Source organism: Ensifer sp. GW101-20A05 (assembly GCF_059424735.1).
In genome coordinates this window covers 147598-169827 of sequence record NZ_JBWKZT010000004.1, presented here as the reverse complement: position 1 = coordinate 169827, position 22230 = coordinate 147598, and the positions used below count along the sequence as shown (strand labels likewise).

Below are 22230 nucleotides of genomic sequence, written 5' to 3'. Positions count from 1 at the left end.
GGGCTCGTAACACGGATATGTCAGGATGAAAATAGCCAAAGCCGGGAAATGTCCCGCCTTCGGCCGATATTTGTTGCAGAGCAGCAATTTCGCGAGATGCAGCCCCTCACCCGGCTCGATACCGATCAGATATCGAGCTGATAGCTGACGGGAACGAAGCGGTAGCCTTCGCCCTGTTTCTCGACGAAGCCGACGGCCGGGAACGGCATGTGGTAGCCGATGAAGGGCAGCCGGTCGCTGGCGATCATGTCGAAAACCCTGCGGCGCGTTTCGGCCGCCTTCGCCTTGTCCATGTCGAAGCGCACTTCCCAATCGGGGCGCTGCAGCGACAGCACATAGTGGTTGGCGGTATCGGCCGTCAGCATCATGCCCTTGCCGTCGGAATCGAGACGGAACACCATGTGACCCGGCGAATGACCGAATGCGGCGACGGCCGAGATACCGGGCACGATCTCGGCGCCGTCGCCGATGAAAGTCGTCTTCTCCGCCAGCGGCACTATCTTCTCCAGCACCGCCTTGTGCCCATTTTCCGCCGGCGTGCCTGCCCGTGCCGGGTCCTTCCAGAAGGCATATTCGGCTTCACCCATCACGTAGCGGGCATTGGCGAATGCCGGCTTGCCGGCCTCCATGAGGCCGCCGATGTGATCGCCGTGCATATGAGTCACCACCACGACCGAAATCTGCTCCGGCGCATAGCCGGCGGCACGGATGCCTTCGGCCAGGCGGCCCATACCGGCCTGGCGGCCGCCCTCGCCCCTGCCGGTATCGAAGAGCACGACATCCGTTCCGGTATCGACGAGAACCGGCGAGAAACTGTTGACCAGCGCTTCGGTCGGCAGAAAGTTCTGTTGCAGCAGTTCCGCAACCGCCTGCTGTGGCTGGTTGGTGCCATAGATCTCATGCGGTTTCTCGGTGACGCGCGTGCCGTCATTGACGACGACGAGCTTGAAACGCCAAGCTTGAGAGATCGGATCGGGGGATGGCTAGCGTTCATGTCGGTCTTTTCCGCCTTTTCCTCAGCCACCGCAACGCCCGTCATCAACGATGGCGCAGCCAGCACCCCAGCGTTCCCGCCCCCATCAAGGTCCGGCGCTTCATCGACATCTCACTCATGGTCCATCCCACTTCGTTGCCCTGTTGGATCCCGTTGCCCCATGGACAACTGGGCCAGAACTAGCGTCTTGACAGCGAAGGCCAGCCAGGATCACAGGCTTTTGATCCGCAATCACCGGTTTCGCCCCGACAAAAGCCATCACCGGCATTAGCTTCTCACTATCGCTGGCCGTCTTCGAAGCACATTCCATGAACCGTATCGTCCCGATGATCCTTGCCGTCGCTCTCTTCATGGAGCAGATGGATTCGACCGTGATTTCCACGTCGCTGCCGGCCATCGCCCGCGACATCGGCGTCGGGCCGATCACGCTCAAGCTGGCGCTGACCGCCTATATGGTGTCGCTTGCGATCTTCATTCCGCTTAGCGGCTGGATGGCGGACCGCTTCGGCGCCAAGAAGATTTTCCGCGCGGCGATCCTCGTCTTCATCGCCGGTTCCATTTTCTGCGCCATCTCCAACAGCCTTGTCGCCTTCGTTTTCTCGCGCTTCCTGCAGGGCATGGGCGGGGCGATGATGACGCCGGTCGCCCGCCTCGTGCTGGTGCGCGGCACGCCGCGCAGCGAACTCGTCTCGGCCATGGCGCTTTTGACGATCCCGGCTCTGGTCGGGCCGCTCGCCGGACCGCCGCTCGGCGGCTTCATCACCACCTATTTCTCCTGGCACTGGATCTTCCTGATCAACGTGCCTGTCGGCATCGCCGGCTACATCCTCTCGGGCATCTATCTGCCCAAAATGGAGCCGCGCGATCCTCCACCGGTCGACGCTCTCGGTTTCCTGCTCGGCGGCATCGCCGCCTCCGGCATCGTCTTCGGCCTGTCGGTGATCAGCCTGCCGGCCCTACCGCCGATCGTCGGCATCGCTTCGGTGGTGACCGGTGTGGTCGCGACTCTGCTCTATATCCGTCATGCCCGCCGCCACCCGGCGCCGGTTCTCGATCTCAATCTCTTCAAGGACAGCGCGTTTCGCGCCGCCTCGATCGGCGGCACGATCTTTCGTATCTCGGTCGGCGCAGTGCCCTTCCTGATGCCCTTGATGCTGCAGGTCGGCTTTGGGCTCAATCCGTTCCAGTCCGGTCTCATCACCTTCATCGGCGCAGTCGGAGCCATCACCACCAAGTTCTACGCGCGGCGCGTGCTTGCCTTCGCCGGCTTCCGTACGACATTGATCCTCGCCGCAATCCTCGCTGCGATCACCACCTTCGCCAATGGCTTCTTCACGCCGGCGACGCCCTATCTGGTGATGATCACCATCCTGCTGATTGCAGGCTTCGCCCGTTCCTTCTTCTTTACCAGCGTCAACGCGCTTTCCTTCGCCGATATCGACGATGCGGACGCCAGCAAGGCGACCTCGATGAGCGCGGTGCTGCAGCAGATCAGCCTGGCGCTCGGCGTCGCCGTTGCCGGCGCGATCCTGGAAATCGAGACCAAACTCAGCGGCGGCCCGCTGCAGCTCGACGATTTCCACACCGCCTTCATGATCATCGCCGGCGCCAACCTGATCGCGGCGATCCCGTTCCTGACCATGGCGAAGAACGCCGGCGCCTCGGTTTCCGGGCACCGGCTACCAGTGCGCGAAGTCGAGTCGGCCGCGGGGAAGTAAGGATATTTCAGGGAAACGCGCGGCGATTTTCCGTCCGAAAGGACGGCGCCAACAGCGAGAGCTATTCAGGGCGCTCGCACACGGCGGCGAGCTTGTTGCCGTCGAGATCGCGAACCCAGGTGCCGTAGAAGTTCGCGTGGAACGGGCGCAGCCCCGGTGCGCCCTCGTCGATACCGCCATTGGCAAGGGCTGCCGCGTGGAAGGCATCGACGGCTGAGCGCGTCTTGGCGTCAAGCGCGATGCTCACGCCGTTGCCATAGGTGGCGGGCGCGCGGTTGAAGGGCGTCACCACCCAGAAGCGGATGCGGTCGCCCGCAGCACCGTAACCGATCTCGGTCTCGTCCTGCCGTTGGCGGTGATAGCCGAGCGCCGGCAACACCGCGTCATAGAACGCGCCGGCGCGTTCCAGATCGTTGGTGCCGACGGTCACGTAGAGCAGCATGCTATTCCGCCGCCTCGTCTTCGGTTTCCGTTTCGTTTCCGGCCTTCTGGCGCCCCTTGAAGCCCTTGGCGAGCAGGAACATTTCGACCGATTCGGACCGCGACGATGCCGGCTTCACATGGATGACCTGACGGAAATTCTGCTTGAGCATATTGAGCAGTTCGCGCTCCGTGCCGCCCTGGAAGGTCTTCGCCAGGAAATGCCCGCCCTCGGCAAGCACGTCGACGGCGAAATAGGCGGCGACCTCGCAGAGATGCATGGTGCGCAGGTGGTCGGTCTGGCGGTGTCCGGTCGTCGGTGCCGCCATGTCCGAAATCACCAGATCCGGCGTACCGCCGATCGCTTCCTTGAGCTTTTCCGGCGCTTCAGGGTCGAGGAAGTCCATCTGCAGAATACGCACGCCCGGGATCGGGTCCACTTCGAGGAAGTCGATCGCCGCAACGCGGGGATCGGCATCGGTCGAATTGGTGACCTTGGCGGCGATCTGCGTCCAGCTTCCGGGGGCGGCACCGAGGTCGATGATGCGGCGAGCGCCGTTCAGGATCTTGTGCTTCTCGTCGATCTCCAAAAGCTTGAACGCCGCACGGGCGCGATAGCCCTCGAGCTGGGCGCGCTGCACATAGGGATCGTTGATGTGGCGCTCCAGCCAGCGGCGGGAGGATGCCTTGAGCTTGCCCTTCTTGACCTTCTGGCCAAGCTTGCGGCCGCTGCGGTTGCCGCCAACAGGGGGTTTCGTCATGCCTTGTTTCCTTCCTGGCTGCCGGCGTTGGCGCCGCGCTGGTGACGGCGCGGCCGCGAGCGGCGCCAGGCTCCGTCGTCCGCCATCATATCGGTGAGCAGCCCTTCGCGCAGGCCGCGATCGGCGACACGCATGCGCGTCGACGGCCAGCGGCGGCGGATCGCTTCGAGGATCGCACAGCCGGCCAGCACCAGGTCTGCACGATCCGGACCGATGCAGGGATTGGCGGCACGCGCATTGAAATCCCAGGAGAGCAGGCGCGCCTGCATGGCGGAGACTTCGTCATCGGTGAGCCACAGGCCATCGACGCGGCGGCGATCGTAGCGCGGCAGGTCGAGATGCACGCCGGCAAGTGTCGTGACCGTGCCGGATGTGCCGATCAGGTGGAAGCCGCTGCCGGAGGCGCCGTTTGCCAGCGCCTCGACCGGTGGGCTGTCGAAGCGGGAGAGCATGCCCTCCACCTCCTGCACCATCGCCTCGAAGCTTGCCGGCGTCACGTGCTGGCCGCCATGGCGCTCGGAGAGCGTGACGACGCCGACCGGCAGCGAGGTCCAGTGGGTGATGTGATTGGCAAGCCGGTTCGACCTGGAATCGCCGATGCGGATTACGGCGATCTCGGACGAGCCGCCGCCGATATCGAAGAGCACGACCGAACGGGTCTCGCGATCGACGAGCGACGAGCAGCCGGAGACGGCAAGCCGCGCTTCGGTTTCGCGGTTGATGATCTCGAGATCAAGGCCGGTCTCCCGCGCCACCCGCTCAAGGAAGCTTTCGCCGTTTTCGGCGGCGCGCGCGGCCTCCGTCGCGATCAGGCGGCTGCGGCGAATCGTGCGGGCACCGAGCTTCGAGGCGCAGATCTTCAACGCTTCGACCGCGCGCTCCATCGCCTCGTCTGACAACCGGCCGCTGGCACCGAGCCCCTCGCCCAGGCGAACGATGCGCGAAAAGGCGTCGACCACCCGGAACTGGCCGGGGCGCGTCGGCTGAGCGATCAAAAGCCGGCAATTGTTGGTGCCGAGGTCAAGCGCGGCATAAAGCGGCGCCGGCGGTTCGCTGGCGGCAACATAGGGCGCGCGCGGTTGATCGGCGCGCTGGCCCGGCCGCTGCTGTGACGCCGTCTGCCCGTTGGAGGCGGAGGGCCCCGATCGCCCATTGCCGCCATCGGCAGCCCTTTGCTGGGCCGGCTGGCGCTCGCCGCTCGTGAGCGGACGCCCCTGGAGCCCACGGCGATGCCGCGCCTTCTTGCTGCGCTTGTGGCCCTTGCGCTCGCCGAGCGACGACTCAACGAGTTGCGCGCTGCCGCCCTGCGGCGCGGACGCGACTGCGGCCTGTTGTTTTGCGGATTTCGAACGACGACGCCGTTTGCGCTTGCGCGCCGGTTCCGCCTCGTTCTCTCCTGCGGGACGCCGTGCCATGCCGGCAATGCCGGGCTGGCTGGCAATTGCAGACGGCGAAGCAGACGACTTGCGTCGTTTCCGCTTGCCCTTGCCGTTGCGCGGACCGAGCTTCGATCCATCACTGCGGCCTGCTGCCGACGCCCCGGATTCGGACGGCTTTTCGCCGTGATCGGGGTCTTTCACTTGTCTCAACCATGGCGCCGCGCAAGCCCAGGGGCCGCTCAAGGCGCTCTCTCGATTTTTCGTTGGCGCGACTGTACCAGCGCAAGCCCCGTTCGCCAAACTGTTTTTGACTGTGCTGCCAAGGGGTAAGGCCGGATACGGTCAACACTGCGGACGGCGATGGCGATCTGCACCCCCTCGCAATCGTGTCCAGCGCCGCCGCCCGGCCGCAAATGGGCGGCACCACGACGTACCGTCGGTACCGGCAAATCGGTGCAAAAATCCCGCCGCCACATCGAGATCGCATTTTTTTGCCAAAAGGTATTTGCATTGGCCGCGCTTTTGTTTATAAGCCCGCCACACCGACGCGACGGGCAGCGCCCGACAGCGACCTTGGGGAATAGGTTAACGGTAGACCAGCGGACTCTGACTCCGTTAGTCCTGGTTCGAATCCAGGTTCCCCAGCCAAACTCTTCCTGCGATAGAACCGAATTTATGGCGAAACGAGCGCCCGCGGCCCAGCATCATCGCACCTTTTCATGCGCGGTGTGACCAACGGCAGTCCGCTAGCCCTAGAAAGCCAGGGCGCAGCCGTCCTTGCGCGGATCCGAGCCCGTCTGCAACACGCCGTTGACCGAATCGATCAGGATCGCCTGGCCGCCGCCGTGCGGCATCTCGGCCATCTTGATCTCGTGGCCGAATGCGGCGAGCCCTTTCAGCACGTCCTCGCGGATGCCGCGTTCTGCCTCGAAGCGGCCCATCTGGTGGAAGCCGCGGGCGCAGTCGATCGCTTCCTGCACGTTCATGCCGAAATCGACGATGTTGGTCAGCACGTGGCTCTGCCCAACCGGTTGGAAGCCGCCGCCCATCACCCCGAAGGAGAGCCACGGCTTGCCATCCTTCATCGCCATCGCCGGGATGATCGTGTGCAGCGGGCGTTTGCGCGGTCCCACGCAATTGGGGTGCGCAGGATCAACGCGAAAGCCGACACCGCGGTTTTGCAGCAGAACGCCGGTCTTCGGGCTGCTGATGCCCGTGCCGTAAGGCCAGAACAGCGAATTGATGAAGGAACAGGCGTTGCCCTTTTCGTCGACGACGCTGATGTAGACCGTGTCGCGATAGGTGGTGGCACCGGCTGGACCAACCACCGGCATGGCCTTCTTCAGGTCGATGCGGTCGCGCAGCTCGTCGGCAAAGGCGGCCGAAAGCAGCTTTTGTACCGGCACATCGGCAAAGTCGGGGTCGGCGACATACCTGTCACGCGCCTGGAAGGCCAGCCTCGTCGCCTCGGCTTCGATATGGAAACGCTCGACGCCGACCGGATCGTATTTCTTCAGATCGAAGCCGCTCAGGATATTGAGTATCAGCAAGGTGGTAATGCCGACTCCGCTTGGCGGGATTTCCAGAAGTTCTATGCCGCGATAGGTCGTAGAAATCGGATCGACCCAGAAGGCCTCCTGCGTGGCGAAATCGTCGAGCGCGTGCATGCCGCCGAGGCTGCGCAGGTAGCCCACCATGTCCTCGGCGACCCAGCCTGAATAGAAACCATCGCGGCCCTTGGCGGCGATCTCCCGCAGGACTTTCGCGTGCTCGGGCTGGCGGAAGACCTCACCGGTCCGCAGGGCGCGACCGTCCTTCAACCACATGCGGGCGCTGTTGGGGTCCGCCTTCAGCTTGTCTTCGTTGCGGTTCCAATCGACGGCGACCCTTTCGGTGACCGCAAATCCCTCCTCCGCGTGGCGGATGGCGGGCTGCAGCAGTTCACCGAGCGGCATGGAACCGAAACGCCGGTTCAGCTTGCTCCAAGCATCGACCGCGCCGGGGATGGTGACGGCGTGCACCGAGGTGAGCGGGATCTCGTTCAGTCCCTGTTTCAGCAGGTGTTCTGCGGTAAGGCCCTCGGGCGCACGGCCCGAACCGTTGAGGCCATAGACCCGACCGCCATCGGCGAGATTGGTGCCGGCGGGGGCGAAGAGAACGAAATTGTCGCCGCCGATGCCGGTCGAGCCCGGCTCGACCACGCATTGCACGGCGCAGGCGGCAATCGCGGCGTCAGCGGCATTGCCGCCCCGACGCAGAATCTCGATGGCGGCGAGCGTGGCAAGGGCGTGCGACGTGGCGGCGGCGCCATGCCGGCCCATGACGACGGAGCGGCCAGGCAGGTGCAGGTCACGCATGGAACGGGAACTCCAAGAACATAGGGACAACTCAGGCTCGCGAGCCTATGCGCCTGCCGGGCGGATGGAAAGGCCGACGTTGAAGCGCCGGAGACTGGTGCGGCGCATGAGGCGATTGGCGGGAGAACACTTCCGGGCTGCCCAAAGCTCCGCAGCAGGCGCATAATAGCTCACTTGCAAGCGATCACAGGCGGAGGACGGCCCATGTTCGATGCTGGCAGAAAGACGGACGCCGAATATGCGATCGAGTATATCCAGGAAAATCCGGAAGCCGGTCTTTGTTGCGAGGATCGGCGCTGGTGGATTACGCCAAACGCGAACGAAACCGATCGGCAGATCCTGTTTCTCGACGCCGCAGAGGCAGAACGGCTGAAGGACGATGCGCGGCTTCAAGTCGTGCCCGACATCGCCCACCCCGGCCGCGCTCTCTGGGTCATGCGGAAGATGACATAGCCGCCCGCGACCGGAATAGGTCGGGCAACGGAAGCGGCCGGTCGCGCTAAAGCAGGCCGCGTCCCGCGAGGTTGCGCATCAGCGCCGCAGCACCGAAATTCCAGGGCGCGCATTCCGTCGAAAGCCTGACGGTGTTGGTCAGCCGGCCGAGTTCGGCATTGGCAATCGTCACCACGTCGCCAAGCTTGTGGGTAAAACCCTGGCCGGGTTCGTCGCGGTCTTCGACAGGGGCAAAGAGCGTGCCCATGAACAGCATGACGCCATCGGGATATTGGTGGTGCGGACCGATGGTCTGGGCGACGAGATCGAGCGGATCGCGGCTGATCTCCGCCATCGAGCTTCGGCCGGTGAGCCGGTAGCCGTCCTCCCCTTCGACAAGCAGGGTGAGCTCGGCCTTGCGGACATCGTCGATCGTGTAGGTTTCGTCGAACAGGCGAATGAAGGGGCCGATGGCGCAGGAGGCATTGTTGTCCTTAGCCTTGCCGAGAAGCAGCGCGGAGCGGCCCTCAATGTCGCGCAGGTTGACGTCGTTGCCGAGTGTTGCGCCCTTGACCTGGCCTCTGGAGCAGACCGCGAGCACGATCTCCGGCTCCGGATTGTTCCAGCGCGAGGCAGGGTGCAGACCGACAGCGGCACCAGGGCCGACCGCCGAGAGCACCTGGGCCTTGGTGAAGACTTCGGCATCCGGGCCGATGCCCACTTCCAGATATTGCGACCAGACGCCCTCCTCCTGGAGCGCTGCCTTGACGCGGGCTGCTTCCGCCGAGCCGGGCTTCAGGTTGCGCAGGCTGTCACCGATGACGGCGGTGACGCGGCTGCGGATCGCTTCGGCGCGGGACGCATCGCCCGCCGCCCTCTCCTCGATGACGCGCTCGATCATCGAGCGCGCGAAGGTGACGCCACAGGCCTTCACTGCCTGCAGGTCCGAGGGCGCGATGAGATGGAGGGTCGATGCATCCGCTTTCCGCGCGAGACACTCTTCAAGCGAGGCAAGCCGCTCGCCGGCTACGGAGCGCACATGCGCGACCGGATCCGGGAGCTCAAGCAGGTCGCGCATCGTCGGCGTTGCCTTCGAGGTGATGTCGAACAGAGCGCCGTCGCGGATCGTGACAAGCGACGGCCCGCCGAGATCGGGACGCCAGACGCGGCCGACAAAAGTGCCCTTGCCAAACGCTGTATCGGTCATGCCGCCCATCCTCCGTGCGCACTCTATTTCTTGCAGCCGAGAAGGGAGATGTAAAGCCGACGGCAGCGCGCAAGCGTCCCTTGGGTTGTAGCGTCCGGAACATTGCATATTTTCACGCGTTTACGGTTATGCCACGCGCCCTCCGGGCGCCCTTGTCGCTTCGCGACGGCGCGAAATCCGCTGCCTACGGCTGCCTAGGAAGGTTCAGGAGCAGTCGCCTGAGGCCAGGAGGACGCCAAGAAAAGGATGAACGCAATGAACCAGCACGAAGAGTTCAAGGAAAAGCCGGTGATCGATCCGGTGACAGGGCAGCCTCTGCCGCAGACGCAAGCGCACATGAGCGATGTGCCTCCGGCCCGTTCGGGGCGCAGCAACTGGCCGATCGTCATCATCCTGCTCGCCGGTCTGGTGTTGGCGCTGATCGCCTGGCTGCCGGCTGAACTGAGCCGGGATACCGCCGATACCGCGGCACCGCCGCCGACTACGGACCAGCCGGCAACGGGTCAGGCAACTCCGGACACGACGGCACCGGGTACCGCGACACCAGGCACGACGGGTCGGGTTACTCCGCCGGCCGATAGCAGCACGGCGCCCTCTGGTGAAACGACGACCCAGCCGGCGCCCGAAGCGACGCCGCAGCAGGGTACCCCGACGCCCGAAACGCAGGGTTCAACCCCGAACTCGACGCCGGGCACCACGCCCAACATGACGCAGCCGGCACAGTAACGGTTGACCGACGGCCATGGCTGGAGGGCTCTCCCTTCGGCCATTGGCGCTTAAAAAGCGCTCAGTTCGGCCGCTCAGTTCGGCTTGATCGATGCCGCGACCATGGCGTCCCAGCCGGCGGCGGCGCAGTCGGCGATCGCCAGCAAGGTTTCCCGTGTTGCGCCGTCGCGGGCCTCGATCGACATTCCATGCTGGAGCGAGGCGACATAGGCCGCGATTGCAGCGCACGGCGTGCCCTCAGGCAGATCGCCGTCCGCGACACCACGCTCGAACCGCCGCTCAAGCGCGACCTGCTTTTCAAGCCGGTGCACCTTCAACGCGTCACAGACCTCCGGATCCCCGCCCGCCATCTGCGGCGCCGAAAGCACGACCATGCAGCCGCGCGGTTCGCCGCCGCGGGTGAAGTTCTCGGCGGTGCGCCTCAGAAGGTCATGTACCGCCGCCTTGGCCGTTGGGGCCGTTTCCAGCTCATCCCAGATGCCGGCACCGTCCGTCCGGCCATAGAGATCGACCGCCTCGATGAAGAGCTGTGCCTTGCTGCCGAAGGCCGCGTAGAGGCTCGGCGGTTTCAGCCCCATCGCCTGGGTCAGATCGGTTAGCGACGTGTTGTCGTAGCCCTTGTCCCAGAAGAGCCGCATGGCGCTGGCGAGCGCCTCCTCTCGGGAAAAATTGCGTGGACGGCCGCGGCTCGACATGGGAGTAATTCCTTTCTGTATCGATCAATACATAAATCGCTTGACAGCGGCTGGCAAGTCGCCCCTTTATATATGTATCGATCACTACAGATATGGAGAAACCAGTGACGAGTTTGAAAAACAAGGTGGCTCTGGTGACGGGTGGTAGCCGCGGCATCGGCGCGGCGATCGCAAAACGTCTGGCGGATGAAGGCGCAACCGTCGCGGTGACCTACAGCCAGTCCAAGGCAAAGGCTGAGGCACTGGTGGCGGAGATCACCAAGGGCGGCGGCAGGGCGCTGGCGATCCAGGCGGACAACCGCGATCCGGGCGCGGTCGAGGCTGCTGTCGGCGCGGTTGCCGCGAAGCACGGCCGCATCGACATCCTCGTCAACAATGCCGGCGTGTTCGATGCCGGAACGGTGACGGAGGTGACTGCGGACGACTTTGACCGGACGATCGACGTCAATGTGAAGGCGGTGTTCCTTGCGACGCGTGCTGCAGCAGCGCACATGCCCGAGGGCGGACGCGTCATCTCGATCGGCAGCAACCTCGCCCAACGCGTTCCGTGGCCGGGGATGAGCCTCTATGTGCTGAGCAAATCCGCGCTCGTCGGCTTTACCAAGGCGGTGGCGCGTGATCTCGGGCCGAGGGGCATTACCGTCAACATCGTCCATCCCGGTTCGACCGATACCGACATGAACCCCGCCGATGGCGAGCTTGCCGGTCCGCAGCGCGGGCTGATGGCGATCCCCCGCTTCAACGAGGCAAGCGATGTGGCAGGCGTTGTCGCCTGGCTTGCGGGCCCTGACGGCCGCAGTGTCACCGGCGCCGAATTCACCATTGACGGTGGCACCAACGCCTGAAGCATCTTCCCTTCTACGGAAACGAAGTAAGCCGGAAGCGACGCTTCCGGCCTTGTGAAAATTTGGTCTTGGGTGCGGATCCTAAGAGAGGAAGCGTTCCGGCCGGTATGGCGCGATATCGATGACCGTCTTTTCTCCGGTCATCGCTTCCGCCAGTGCCCGTCCGGTGACTGGCCCGAGCGTCATGCCGTGATGCGCATGGCCGAAGGCAAACCACAGGCCCTCGTGGCGCGGCGCCTTGCCGATGACAGGCATCATATCCGGCGTGCAGGGGCGCGCGCCCATCCACGGCTCTTCGTCGCGGCGTTCGGCAAGCGGGAAGAATTCGCGCGCCACCCGTTCGGCGCGGGTCAATTGTACCGGCGTCTTCGGCGCATCGCGCCAGGCGAATTCGGCGCCGGTCGTCAGACGGATGCCGCGCAGCATCGGCGCCAGGAAATAGCCTTTCTCGGCATCAAGCACCCAGTTGTTGAGCTGCGCGCCCTCCTGCATGCCATAGTGCATGTGGTAGCCGCGCTTGACCGCGAGCGGGATATGGTAGCCGAGCTTGCGAGTGACCGTGTCGGCCCAAGGACCGAGCGCCACGACGACTTCGCGGGTCTCGAGCGGGCCCTCCGGTGTCGCGACGCGCCAACCGGGACCTTCGAGGATATGTTCAGTCGTGGCTGCGTCGCCGGAAACGAGGCGCCCGCCCAGCGATTGGAAATAGGCGAGATAAGCCTTGTTGAGACTGTGCGGGTCGCGGATCGACCAGGGATCGCTCCAGCGCAGACCGCCGACGAGATCAGCCTTGATGGACGGTTCGATCGTCTTCAGTTCGCTTGAAGACAGTTTCTGGTGATTGACGCCGAAGCCAGCCGAAAGCTTCTCCGCCTCCTTGTAGGCCGAATCGCGCTGCTTCTCGGTGCGGAAAACCTTCATCCAGCCGTCTTTACGGATGAGTTCGCCCGCGCCTGACGCCGCGATCAGGTCCTGGTGTTCGCTGATCGAATGCTCGATCAGCGGCGCATAGAGATGGGCGATGCGTTGGTGCTGGGTAAAGCCCGAATGCCACCAGTACCGCGCCAGGAACGGCACCAGCCCCGGCAAGGCCCGGAAATGATAGGACGCGTCGATCGTGTTGTTCAGCGCGTAACGGAAGAGCGCGCCGAAATCATGCGGGAAGCCATAGGGAAACACACCCTCGCGCTGGATCAGCCCCGCATTGCCGTAGGAGGTTTCCTCGCCGGCGCCGCGACGGTCGAGAAGCACCACCGACTTGCCGCGCCGCGCCAGATGGATGGCGGTGGAGATACCGACGATGCCGGCGCCGAGAACCACTACGTCAGTCTTCATTTGCAGCTGCCCCGTTTTCCGATCAAGACAAGCCGCGGCTTTGCTCGAGCCACGGCGCCAACGTCATTTCTTCTTCAGCGAGCGGCTGGAGAGGATGATCTGCTCGACGAGCAGTTCCAGCGATTTCATGATCTTCGGTATCCTCAAGGCAAAAGCGGCGGTATCGGCATCAATAGCCAAGCGGGCCTGCAAGGGCAAGCAAGGCGAGCCGACGGAGCGGACCTGCGGATGCAAGAAGGGCGACGTTGCCGCCGCCCATGTCCAACTACCTTGCGTTTGCGACCGCTCCGTCAGCCTCGACGCACCAGGCCCGCGACCAGCGAAATCACCAGGAAGACGAGGAAGAGGAAGAAAAGGACCTGCGCGATACCCGCCGAGGTACCCGCAACGCCACCGAAACCAAGTACACCCGCTATGATTGCCACAACGAGGAAGACAAGCGCATAGTATAACATAGCAATTCTCCTTGCCAGGATTACTGCAAAGCAAACGCCACAACTATCACTTTGTTCCAAATATCTTATGAAATGCGCTCTGAGAAAATCTTCATTCCCACGGACATTAACCATTCATTTACCATGATAGACAAAAGAGTCCCAAATCGAGACGGTTTGTACCGGAAATGCCCGGAACATTCGAGATACTCTGACGTTCCTCCTCCATGGAATATGCAGGGTCGAAATGAAGATGCCGATAGCACATATCTGGAAAACGGCGGTTGCAGCGGGTCGGGAGAGAAAAGATCTCCAGGCTGGCAATCTTCACATCGGTAAGACGATGCGCGATCTTTACGTCAATAGCAGCGAAGATCAGAGTGCGAAACTCGAACATCTTCTCGAAGAACTTCGCCGGCGCGAACGGATGGCACAGAAGAAATAACCAAGCTTCCGCAAGACAATTGAAAAGCCGCCGCGGCCAGGGCCGGGCGGTTTTTCTTATGTCATCGCCTGTCTTCTTCTGTTTGCAACTTTACGCGCCTCTGGTTGCCGAGCTTGTGTCGACCCTTTTCCTAGCGCCGTGACATCCACTCGTCGATCTGACGCTCCGCCTCGTCGCGTGCGACCCCGTAGCGGGCCTGAATACGCCCCGCAAGCTCCTGCCGACGACCATCGATGACGTCGAGATCGTCGTTGGTGAGCTTGCCCCATTGCGCCTGCACCTTGCCTTTCAGTTCATGCCATTTGCCTTCGACGATATCCCAATTCATTGCTTTGCCTTTCGGTTTGATGGGCCGCCACACGCGCGGCCCGTGAACTCAGTTGCGGGTCTTCGCATGGCTGTCGTGGCGCGCGGCAACCGTGTAACTGCCATCATCGACCTGCACCTTGACCTGCAAGCGGCCCGCAGGAGTGACGTGCCATTCGATGGTCGCGTCCTCGACAAGCAGAGCCGGGTCAACCTCGGCGCAGGCACCATAGGCGTGCTTGAAGGCCCCGGCGGTCGCCTTGATCGCCGGCGAAAGCAGTTCGCGGCATTCGTCTACGGTTTCGAACGCCTCGGTCGGCGCCGGCACCTCGCGGCAGGCGTCCGTGGCCTGCATGCAGCCGACCAGGACCATGATGGCAGCTATGTGTTCCATGGGCATGCTCCCCAACGTCAAACTTGAGAACGGCAAACGGGGACGACTGCCCTCCTGTTCCACCGGACGAGATCTAATTTTTGTTGGAACCTTTGCCCACGTAGCGCGTTCGCCGCGCCCACGCCTCGCGCTTCAGATGCGCATGGACGCCGTTCCGGCAGCCGTCGCTGCCGGCGAGAGATGCTATGCCGGACCGGCGGCTATGGAACAAAACGCAGCAGTCGTCGTTTTCGCAACGATAACAAGTGCTGCGACTGCGGCCGAGCGATGGAGGAGATGCTGGGAGGCAAGGACACACCACACGTAGCTCGCCCATTGCGAGCAAGTCAAAGCTGGCCAATGACGCGGCACCGGGTGCGACAGATGCCTCATTGTCGTCATTCTGTTCGTCATCAGTCCCGACAAATCAATTTCAAGTAACCGATTCTATGTTCAACAGAGCAACCGGATAGGAACGCGTCATGAAGAAGATACTGATCGTAGCAAGCCTCATTCTCCCGCTGGCCGCCTGCACGCAAACAGAAAAGGGTGCGGCAATCGGCGCAACCGGTGGCGCCATTGTCGGCGGCGCAGCAACGGGCAATGTCAGAGGTGCTGCCGTGGGCGCAGCGATCGGCGGCGTTGCCGGTGCACTCATCGGGAATGCCAACGAACCGGGCCGCTGCATCTATCGCGACCGCTACGGCCGCCGCTATGAGGCCGCCTGCTGATCGGCACGAACAATGGAGAAACGGGCCTTGGCCCGTTTCTTCCGTTAAGGCGGGTTAGGCTCAAGGCCCGCGCTCAGCCGCCGCCGCTTCCGCTTTCTCCAGCTTTTCAAGCAGATCGACGAAGAGCTCAGGAACCGGCTCCTGTTCCAGCGCTTGATAGAGCGCCTTCAATCTGGCGCCGATCAGCCCGTGGGCATCCGAATTTTCCGCGGCCACACCCGGTCCTCCGCCCTGCCCTTCCCGTCTTTCGGTCCCGTCGTCCATGTTCTGAATCTACCGCCGCTTGCGGCCTTCCCGTTGTTTTCCACCCATCCGCACAGAAGACCGCCTGGCGAGTGTGCCGGATTTGCTCTAGGCCGAAAAACGTGTTCAAAACCATTCACGTATTCCGCCAGATGTCCCCTATCCTCAGAAAACAAACGAATCGTATTGCACCTAAGGAAGTCGTTGATGTCCCTTTCGACCCGGATCGCGCCACACCTGCCCTTCCTGCGCCGCTACGCCCGCGCCGTCACCGGTTCGCAGGCCGCGGGTGACGGATATGTGGCCGCCGTTCTCGAAGCCCTCATCGAGGACATCGGCCTCTTCCCGGATACGTCGAACGATCGAATCAGCCTCTACAAACTATTCTGCTCGCAGTTCGAGAAGATTTCGATCGATCTGACGGAAAACGCCTCGCCCTTTGCCTGGGAACAACAGGCGGCCGCGAACCTGTCGCTGATCGCGCCTGCGCCGCGCCAAGCCTTCCTGCTCGTCTCGGTCGAAGGCTTCTCGATCGCCGATGCGGCGGAGATCATGGGTCTGAGCCAGGGCGAATTTTCGAAGCTCTTGACGGTTGCCTCGGAAGACATCTCACGCCAGGTCGCAACCGATGTGTTGATCATCGAGGACGAGCCGCTGATCGCGCTCGACATCGAAGACATGGTGACAAGCCTCGGCCACAGGGTGACGGGCATCGCCCGCACCCATACTGAGGCGTTGGATCTCTATCGCAAGACATCCCCGAGGATGGTGCTCGCCGACATCCAGCTCGCCGATGGCAGCTCGGGCATCGATGCCGTCAACGAAATCCTCACTCAGGCGACGGTGCCGGTGATCTTCATCACCGCCTTCCCCGAGCGACTGCTCACTGGCAAGCGGCCGGAACCGGCCTTCCTCGTGACCAAGCCGTTCAATCCGGACATGGTGAAGGCTCTGATCAGTCAGGCGTTGTTCTTCGACGAGCACGCCCGCTCGGCTCGGCGCTGATCTTTCCCCTTCAGCCAGGCAGTTGCCGTTCCGGCGGCTGCTCACGGATTTCTTCGACGATTGCAAGGACGATGAGAGAAAGCGGCAGCGCCAGCATGGCGCCGACCGCGCCCCACATCCAGGTCCAGAAGACGATCGCAATGAACACCAGAAACGGATTCACCTCGAGTTCACTGCCGAGGATGGCCGGAATGGCGAGATTTTCCATGGCCAGGTGAACGACGAAGAAAGCCACGGCCGGCGCCAGCGCCAGCCACAGCACCTCGTGCGTCATCAGCCCGCCGACGACAAGGCTCAGCGTCATCACCGTCACGCCGAGATAGGGAATGAAGCTTGAGACAAAAGCAAACAGGCCCCAGAGCGGCGGCATGGCGAGGCCACCGACGAGTGCGATGACCATCGTCACAGTTCCGAGTGCCAGATAGATCAGGCTGGCGATGGAGAAGTACCGCGCCAGTGCATCTTCAATGGCATTCATGATGCGGATGGCGCTGAGGCGCTGCTCGCGGCCGGCAAAGGCGAGAATGATGGCTTTGCGCAGTTCCAGCCGGCCAAGCAGAAACAAACCGAGCGCTGCGAGAAAGATCAAAGTCTGTACGAGGGCCGGTGTCAGTCCCCCGACGGTGGCAGCGAGCATCGGGCCGGCGTTCTTCATAACGGTATCGGCAATCGCATCGTTCCCTACGCTCCGCGCGACCGCCAGCCGCAACCACTCAAACCGGTCGACAAAGGGCATGATGCGCGCCACGACGCCCTCGGCAAGCTTCGGCGCTTCGGAGGCGAGTGCCGTCAGCGGGCCGAGCAATGCGTTGACGAGGAAGGACAGACCGATCACGAAAATCATCGCCAGCAGCAGGCCGCCGAAGATCGGCGGCAAACCATAGCGCGCCAGTGCGTCAGCCGTGCGCCCGAGAACGATACCGACAACGATCGCGAGCGTGATGGGCAGCAGGATCGTCTCCATGGTGTAGATGGCAGCGGACCCGGCAATGACGAAGAGGCCGACGATGCTCCAGGCAACCATCAGATCGATACCGTCACGCCGCGGCGCGGTCGACGGCGCCGCCGTCGCAACGGCCGCCTCCTCTTCGACAATGCGTCTTGCGCGCTTGTACTCGTGTGAAGCACCGGCTCGCCGCAAGGTTTCCAAGATCACGCCTCGCTGTCCCTCAGGCATGCCTCGCTGTCCTTCAGGCACGGACGCGCGACTGCCGTCCGGTCTTGCGGGCAGGACATCGAACTGCCCAGCCGCAGGCTTCGCCTCAGATTGCGGCACGCCGCCTGGATCGCGCTCGATCAATGACGTTCCGGTGGAAAGATATGCAGGGTCAGCGAGAGCAGACCGAGGCCGAGAATGATGACGAGCAAGGTGTTAGCGACACCCGCAGCGGTGTCCGGAATGAGACCGAAAGCGATCAGGACGCCCGCGAAAAGAAGGACACAGACCCGTGGTAGCCAATAGAGCATAGACAGTCCTCCCAAAGGTTGGCCCGGTTTTTTGGCCAGATTCTTGGTTCGGACGATAACGTGCGGGCTCGCCAATTGGTTCCCTGCGCGACCCAAGCGGCGCCACGAAAAACGCCGCCGGACAGGAGGTCCGACGGCGCTGAAAGCGTGATGCGGAAAAGCCCGTACCGCAGGGCTTAGGCGGCAGCGACGACGATGACCTCGACGAGGTATTCCGGGGTCGCAAGCTTGGCTTCGCCGGTAGCGCGCGCGGGGGTATGGCCCTGCGGAGCCCAGGCATCCCAGACGGAGTTCATCTTCGGGAAATCGGCCATGTCGGCAAGCCAGATGGTGGCAGAGAGGATGCGGGTCTTGTCGGTGCCGGCGAGCGCCAGAAGACGGTCGACTTCGGCAAGCGCCTGCTTCGTCTGCGTCACGACATCGTCACCGGCGTTACCGACCTGGCCGGCGAGGTAAACGGTGTTGTTGTAGACCACGGCCTGGCTCATACGGGGGCCGGTTTCGAAACGCTTGATTTCCATGATCGTGTTCCTGAGGTTGGGCCGAACGGTCGTCCGGCCGAAAAGCGGCTGCCCGCCGCCCAGAGGCGAGAAGTGAAGGCGGCGCGACACCTCTACACCATCGTGTCTTGATGTCAAAGAAGCCGGGCAGTGGCTGCCCGGCTTCTCTTGTTTCCTCGGCGAAAATCAGCGGTGATGGATCAGGCCGCCTGCTTCTTCTTCGCCAATCGTGCCTTGATGCTCTCCACGTCCGCACGCGGCGTCGCGGCAAACAGCGTCTTGGTATAGCTGTGTTTCGGATCGGCGAAGACCTCGTCACGGCTGCCATATTCGACGGCTTCGCCGAAATACATCACCATGACGTCGTCGGCGATGTAACGCACGACCGAGAGGTCATGGCTGATGAAGACGTAGGTCAGCTTGAGCTCGTCCTGCAGATCGGCGAGCAGGTTCAAGACCTGTGCCTGAACCGAAAGGTCGAGCGCCGATACCGGCTCGTCGAGCACCAGCAGCTTCGGGTTCAGCATCAGCGCGCGCGCAATGGCGATACGCTGGCGCTGGCCACCGGAGAACATGTGCGGGTAGCGGTTGAAGTGCAGGTCGGTGAGACCGACCTTCTTCAACATCGTCATCGCCCGATCGCGACGCTCGTCGGCGGGCGTATCGGTATTGATGACCAGCGGCTCCATCAGGATGTCGCCGATCTTCTGACGCGGGTTGAGCGAGCCGTAAGGGTTCTGGAAGACGATCTGCACCTTGCGGCGCATCTCCGGCGTCATGTCGCCCTTGGCGATGTCGATCTTCTTGCCTTCGATCAACAGCTCGCCCGAGGTCGCCGCGTCGATCAGAGTGAGGATGCGGCCAAGCGTGGACTTGCCGCAGCCGCTCTCGCCGACGATCGCCAGCGTCTTGCCCTGTTCGACGCTGAAGCTCACGCCCTTCAAGGCATGAACGGTCTTTGCCTTCTTTATAAGGCCGCCGGGGATATGGTAGTCGCGCACCAGGTTGCGCGCTTCAAGGATCACGCTCATTGGGCCGCTCCTTCATCGACGAAGAGTTCGGAGATCGTCGGCAGACGATCGCCGGTCGCGTTGTCCGGCAAAGCCGCCAGAAGTGCGCGGGTATAGTTGCTCTTCGGATTTTCGAAGAGCGTCAGCACGTCGGCCTCTTCCATCTTGCGGCCCTTGTACTGCACGACCACCCGGTCGGCGGTCTCCGCGACCACGCCCATGTTGTGCGTGATCATGATCAGGCCCATCTTGTGCTCGGCCTGCAGCTTCATCAGCAGGTCGAGGATCTGCTTCTGGATCGTCACGTCGAGCGCGGTGGTCGGCTCGTCGGCGATCAGAAGCTTCGGGTTGCAGGCGATCGCGATCGCGATCATCACACGCTGGCACTGGCCGCCCGACATCTGATGCGGGAAGTGACCGAGCCGCTCGGCCGGATCGGGAATGCCGACCGCCTCGAACAGTTCGATGGCGCGCTTGCGGCGGCCGGCCTTGTCGAGACCCATGTGGATGCGCAGCACTTCCTCGATCTGGAAGCCGACGGTGAAGCACGGGTTGAGGCTGGCGATCGGCTCCTGGAAGATCATGGCAATATCCTTGCCGATGATCTTGCGTCGCTCGTTCGCCGACATGCCCAAGAGGTCGCGGCCGTTGAAGGTGAGCTTGTCGGCCGTCACCTTCGCCGTCCAGGGCAGAAGTCCCATGGCGGCCAGCATCGACACGGACTTGCCCGAGCCGCTCTCGCCGACGATCGCCAGAACCTCGCGTTCGTGGACCTTCATGGAGACGCCGTTGACGGCGCGGAAGGGACCGGCGGCCGTCTGGAATTCGACGACCAGGTTTTCGATTTCGAGAAGCGCCATGATCAGGACCTCTTCAGCTTGGGATCGAGAGCATCGCGCAGGCCGTCCCCCATCAGGTTGATTGCCAGCACCGTGATCAGGATCGCGATACCCGGAAGCGTGACCACCCACCAGTGGCTGCTGATGAACTCGCGGGCCTCGGCGAGCATCGTGCCCCATTCCGGTGTCGGCGGCTGGGCGCCCATGCCGAGGAAGCCGAGGGCTGCAGCGTCGAGAATGGCGCTCGAGAAGGAGAGCGTCGCCTGGACGATCAGCGGCGCCATGCAGTTGGGCAGGATCGTCTTGAACATCAGGCGGCCATGTCCGGCGCCGGCGACCTTGGCGGCAACCACGTAGTCACGGGTCTTTTCGCTCATGACGGCCGCACGCGTCAGGCGCACGAAGTGCGGCTGGAAGACGAGCGCGATCGCGATCATGGCGTTGACGAGGCCCGGCCCAAGAACCGCGACAAGCACCAGGGCGAGCAGCAGCGACGGGAAGGCGAGGATGATGTCCATCACGCGCATGATGACGGTATCGACCCAGCCACGGAAGTAGCCGGCGATGACGCCAAGCGCGATGCCGCCGACGAGCGACAACGTCGTCACGATGACGCCGACGAACAGCGAGAAGCGCGTGCCGTAGATCAGACGGGACAGCATGTCGCGGCCGACGGCGTCGGTACCGAGCAGGTAGCCGGCGCGGCCGCCCTCCTGCCAGACCGGCGGAACCAGAACCGCATCACGGTACTGCGCCACCGGATCATGGGGCGCGATCCACGGCGCAAAGACCGCCAGCAGGACGAGGAGCAGGAAGAACACGAGGCCGATGACAGCGCCGCGGTTCTCGGAGAAATAATACCAGAACTCGGCCAGTCGCGCCCGGCGGGACGGATCGGTCGAAACGGCGCTTGTTGCAGCAGCTTGAGACATGACGCCCTCCTTAGTGCCGGATACGCGGATTGATCAGACCGTAGAGCAGGTCGACGATGAGATTGACCACCATGATCACCGCAGCGATGACCAGCAGGCCCCCCTGGATGACGGCGTAGTCACGACGCGACACCGAATCCACCATCCACTTGCCGATACCCGGCCACGAGAAGATCGTCTCCGTCAGGATCGCGCCGGCGAGCATGACGCCCACCTGCAGACCGATGGTGGTAACCACCGGAATCAACGCGTTGCGCAGCGCATGGACGCCAACGACGCGGAAGGTCGAAAGACCCTTGGCGCGCGCCGTGCGGACGTAATCTTCAGAGAGGACTTCAAGCATCGCCGAGCGCGTCTGGCGCGCGATGACCGCAAGCGGAATGGTGCCAAGCACGATCGTCGGCAGGATCAGGTGGCTGACCGCCGACTTGAAGGCGCCGGGCTGGCCGGACAGCAGCGAGTCGATCAGCATGAAACCGGTAACCGGCGGGAAGAAGTACATCAGCGAGATACGGCCCGAGACCGGCGTCCACTGCAGCATGCCGGAGACCAGCATGATGAGCAGCAGGCCCCACCAGAAGATCGGCATGGAGAAGCCGACGAGTGCGGTGCCCATCATCGCCTGGTCGATGGCCGAGCCGCGCTTGATCGCCGCAATCACGCCGGCCGGAATGCCGAGGATGATCGCAAACAGGATCGCGCAGAGCGAAAGCTCGACGGTCGCCGGGAACAGCTCGAAGAACTGGTCGATGACCGGCTTCTTGGTCACGATCGAAGTACCGAAATCCCCGTGGAGCACGCCCCAGAGATAGTCGAGGTACTGGACCACGATCGGTCGGTCGAAACCGAGCGCATGTGAAATTTCCGCATGCCGCTCCGGCGACATGACGCGCTCGCCCGAAAGCAGCGCCACCGGATCGCCCGGAAGCAGGCGAATGAAGGAGAAGGCGATGATGGAGACCCCGACGAAGGTCGGTATCAGGACAGCCAATCGCCCCAAGAGAAATCGGAACATGTTAAACCCCGCGCCATGTTGCCGCGGCATTGTATCCCGCCGCTGGCACCACTGCATGCTT

The 22230-nt window shown here is 63.2% G+C and carries 25 protein-coding genes, 1 tRNA gene and 1 pseudogene; 8 read left to right on the top strand and 19 right to left on the bottom strand.

Annotated elements, in window-relative coordinates; all coding sequences use genetic code 11:
- Positions 1–125: 125 nt before the first annotated feature.
- Positions 126–1113, bottom strand: a pseudogene (locus AC070A_RS12720) (MBL fold metallo-hydrolase).
- A 189-nt stretch (positions 1114–1302) separates the two neighbouring features.
- Between AC070A_RS12720 and AC070A_RS12715 the strand changes: the two are divergent.
- Complete coding sequence (locus AC070A_RS12715; protein ID WP_058325428.1) at positions 1303–2712, top strand: DHA2 family efflux MFS transporter permease subunit; 1410 nt, start codon at positions 1303–1305, stop codon at positions 2710–2712.
- A 61-nt stretch (positions 2713–2773) separates the two neighbouring features.
- Here AC070A_RS12715 and AC070A_RS12710 read toward each other — a convergent pair whose 3' ends face one another.
- The 3 genes from AC070A_RS12710 to AC070A_RS12700 are packed head-to-tail and all read right to left on the bottom strand — an operon-like array spanning position 2774 to position 5473.
- On the bottom strand, positions 2774–3154 hold the full coding sequence (locus tag AC070A_RS12710) for a VOC family protein (protein ID WP_093231994.1): 381 nt from the start codon (positions 3152–3154) through the stop codon (positions 2774–2776).
- Position 3155: 1 nt separating this feature from the next.
- Entirely contained in the window at positions 3156–3893 is a 738-nt protein-coding gene (locus tag AC070A_RS12705; RefSeq protein WP_093231993.1) for an RlmE family RNA methyltransferase, read from the bottom strand.
- Positions 3890–5473, bottom strand: a complete 1584-nt coding sequence (locus AC070A_RS12700; protein ID WP_112994570.1) for a Ppx/GppA phosphatase family protein — start codon at positions 5471–5473, stop codon at positions 3890–3892. The genes AC070A_RS12705 and AC070A_RS12700 overlap by 4 nt, the downstream gene beginning before the upstream one ends.
- Positions 5474–5846: 373 nt before the next feature.
- On the opposite strand from AC070A_RS12700, the gene AC070A_RS12695 reads away from it, so the two are divergent.
- A tRNA-Gln gene (locus tag AC070A_RS12695) sits at positions 5847–5920 on the top strand.
- Between the two features lie 104 nt (positions 5921–6024).
- On the opposite strand, the gene ggt is transcribed toward AC070A_RS12695, so the two are convergent.
- Positions 6025–7629 (bottom strand): gamma-glutamyltransferase, encoded by a 1605-nt coding sequence (gene ggt, locus AC070A_RS12690; protein WP_058325425.1) that lies wholly within the window; start codon positions 7627–7629, stop codon positions 6025–6027.
- A 204-nt stretch (positions 7630–7833) separates the two neighbouring features.
- Here ggt and AC070A_RS12685 point away from each other — a divergent pair, with 204 nt between their 5' ends.
- On the top strand, positions 7834–8082 hold the full coding sequence (locus AC070A_RS12685) for a hypothetical protein (RefSeq protein WP_057250937.1): 249 nt from the start codon (positions 7834–7836) through the stop codon (positions 8080–8082).
- A gap of 46 nt (positions 8083–8128) precedes the next feature.
- Here the strand turns inward: AC070A_RS12685 and AC070A_RS12680 are convergent, their stop codons facing one another.
- A complete protein-coding gene (locus AC070A_RS12680; RefSeq protein WP_058325424.1) occupies positions 8129–9268 on the bottom strand; it encodes a fumarylacetoacetate hydrolase family protein in 1140 nt (379 codons plus the stop codon).
- 255 nt (positions 9269–9523) lie between these two features.
- Here AC070A_RS12680 and AC070A_RS12675 point away from each other — a divergent pair, with 255 nt between their 5' ends.
- Positions 9524–9994, top strand: a complete 471-nt coding sequence (locus AC070A_RS12675) for a hypothetical protein (RefSeq protein ID WP_218372964.1) — start codon at positions 9524–9526, stop codon at positions 9992–9994.
- Positions 9995–10068: 74 nt separating this feature from the next.
- Here AC070A_RS12675 and AC070A_RS12670 read toward each other — a convergent pair whose 3' ends face one another.
- A complete protein-coding gene (locus AC070A_RS12670; RefSeq protein ID WP_112994572.1) occupies positions 10069–10689 on the bottom strand; it encodes a TetR/AcrR family transcriptional regulator in 621 nt (206 codons plus the stop codon).
- Between the two features lie 92 nt (positions 10690–10781).
- On the opposite strand from AC070A_RS12670, the gene AC070A_RS12665 reads away from it, so the two are divergent.
- Positions 10782–11534 carry an SDR family NAD(P)-dependent oxidoreductase gene (locus tag AC070A_RS12665; RefSeq protein WP_112994573.1) on the top strand — a complete coding sequence of 251 codons (753 nt, stop codon included), beginning with the start codon at positions 10782–10784 and terminating at the stop codon, positions 11532–11534.
- An 81-nt stretch (positions 11535–11615) separates the two neighbouring features.
- Here AC070A_RS12665 and AC070A_RS12660 read toward each other — a convergent pair whose 3' ends face one another.
- Together AC070A_RS12660 and AC070A_RS12655 are read right to left on the bottom strand one after the other, a co-directional pair.
- The gene (locus tag AC070A_RS12660; protein ID WP_112994574.1) at positions 11616–12869 is read right to left on the bottom strand and encodes an NAD(P)/FAD-dependent oxidoreductase; all 1254 of its coding nucleotides are present in this window, start codon (positions 12867–12869) and stop codon (positions 11616–11618) included.
- 290 nt (positions 12870–13159) lie between these two features.
- Positions 13160–13324, bottom strand: a complete 165-nt coding sequence (locus tag AC070A_RS12655; protein WP_065372751.1) for a DUF1328 domain-containing protein — start codon at positions 13322–13324, stop codon at positions 13160–13162.
- Between the two features lie 226 nt (positions 13325–13550).
- On the opposite strand from AC070A_RS12655, the gene AC070A_RS12650 reads away from it, so the two are divergent.
- A complete protein-coding gene (locus tag AC070A_RS12650) occupies positions 13551–13748 on the top strand; it encodes a hypothetical protein (protein ID WP_057250939.1) in 198 nt (65 codons plus the stop codon).
- 130 nt (positions 13749–13878) lie between these two features.
- On the opposite strand, the gene AC070A_RS12645 is transcribed toward AC070A_RS12650, so the two are convergent.
- Both AC070A_RS12645 and AC070A_RS12640 read right to left on the bottom strand, forming a co-directional pair.
- The gene (locus tag AC070A_RS12645; protein ID WP_057250941.1) at positions 13879–14076 is read right to left on the bottom strand and encodes a CsbD family protein; all 198 of its coding nucleotides are present in this window, start codon (positions 14074–14076) and stop codon (positions 13879–13881) included.
- A gap of 48 nt (positions 14077–14124) precedes the next feature.
- Entirely contained in the window at positions 14125–14448 is a 324-nt protein-coding gene (locus tag AC070A_RS12640) for a hypothetical protein (RefSeq protein WP_057250943.1), read from the bottom strand.
- Between the two features lie 461 nt (positions 14449–14909).
- Between AC070A_RS12640 and AC070A_RS12635 the strand changes: the two genes are divergently transcribed.
- Complete coding sequence (locus AC070A_RS12635; protein ID WP_034800856.1) at positions 14910–15158, top strand: YMGG-like glycine zipper-containing protein; 249 nt, start codon at positions 14910–14912, stop codon at positions 15156–15158.
- Positions 15159–15218: 60 nt separating this feature from the next.
- Here the strand turns inward: AC070A_RS12635 and AC070A_RS12630 are convergent, their stop codons facing one another.
- Positions 15219–15374 carry a NepR family anti-sigma factor gene (locus tag AC070A_RS12630; protein WP_244495600.1) on the bottom strand — a complete coding sequence of 52 codons (156 nt, stop codon included), beginning with the start codon at positions 15372–15374 and terminating at the stop codon, positions 15219–15221.
- Between the two features lie 234 nt (positions 15375–15608).
- On the opposite strand from AC070A_RS12630, the gene AC070A_RS12625 reads away from it, so the two are divergent.
- The gene (locus tag AC070A_RS12625; RefSeq protein ID WP_058320468.1) at positions 15609–16406 is read left to right on the top strand and encodes a response regulator; all 798 of its coding nucleotides are present in this window, start codon (positions 15609–15611) and stop codon (positions 16404–16406) included.
- 10 nt (positions 16407–16416) lie between these two features.
- On the opposite strand, the gene AC070A_RS12620 is transcribed toward AC070A_RS12625, so the two are convergent.
- From AC070A_RS12620 to AC070A_RS12590, 7 genes are all read right to left on the bottom strand, one after another.
- Positions 16417–17547: an AI-2E family transporter gene (locus AC070A_RS12620; RefSeq protein ID WP_373419808.1), complete on the bottom strand. Its 1131-nt coding sequence runs from the start codon at positions 17545–17547 to the stop codon at positions 16417–16419.
- 155 nt (positions 17548–17702) lie between these two features.
- Positions 17703–17873, bottom strand: a complete 171-nt coding sequence (locus AC070A_RS12615) for a hypothetical protein (protein ID WP_093231984.1) — start codon at positions 17871–17873, stop codon at positions 17703–17705.
- Between the two features lie 176 nt (positions 17874–18049).
- Positions 18050–18394: a RidA family protein gene (locus AC070A_RS12610; protein ID WP_057250950.1), complete on the bottom strand. Its 345-nt coding sequence runs from the start codon at positions 18392–18394 to the stop codon at positions 18050–18052.
- A gap of 179 nt (positions 18395–18573) precedes the next feature.
- Entirely contained in the window at positions 18574–19404 is an 831-nt protein-coding gene (locus AC070A_RS12605; RefSeq protein ID WP_492384493.1) for an ABC transporter ATP-binding protein, read from the bottom strand.
- Positions 19401–20243 (bottom strand): ABC transporter ATP-binding protein, encoded by an 843-nt coding sequence (locus tag AC070A_RS12600; RefSeq protein WP_082615831.1) that lies wholly within the window; start codon positions 20241–20243, stop codon positions 19401–19403. The genes AC070A_RS12605 and AC070A_RS12600 overlap by 4 nt, the downstream gene beginning before the upstream one ends.
- Before the next feature lie 2 nt (positions 20244–20245).
- Positions 20246–21154, bottom strand: coding sequence for an ABC transporter permease subunit (locus AC070A_RS12595; RefSeq protein ID WP_057250954.1), 909 nt, complete (start codon positions 21152–21154; stop codon positions 20246–20248).
- Positions 21155–21164: 10 nt separating this feature from the next.
- Positions 21165–22169 (bottom strand): ABC transporter permease subunit, encoded by a 1005-nt coding sequence (locus AC070A_RS12590; RefSeq protein ID WP_112994576.1) that lies wholly within the window; start codon positions 22167–22169, stop codon positions 21165–21167.
- Positions 22170–22230: the final 61 nt, after the last annotated feature.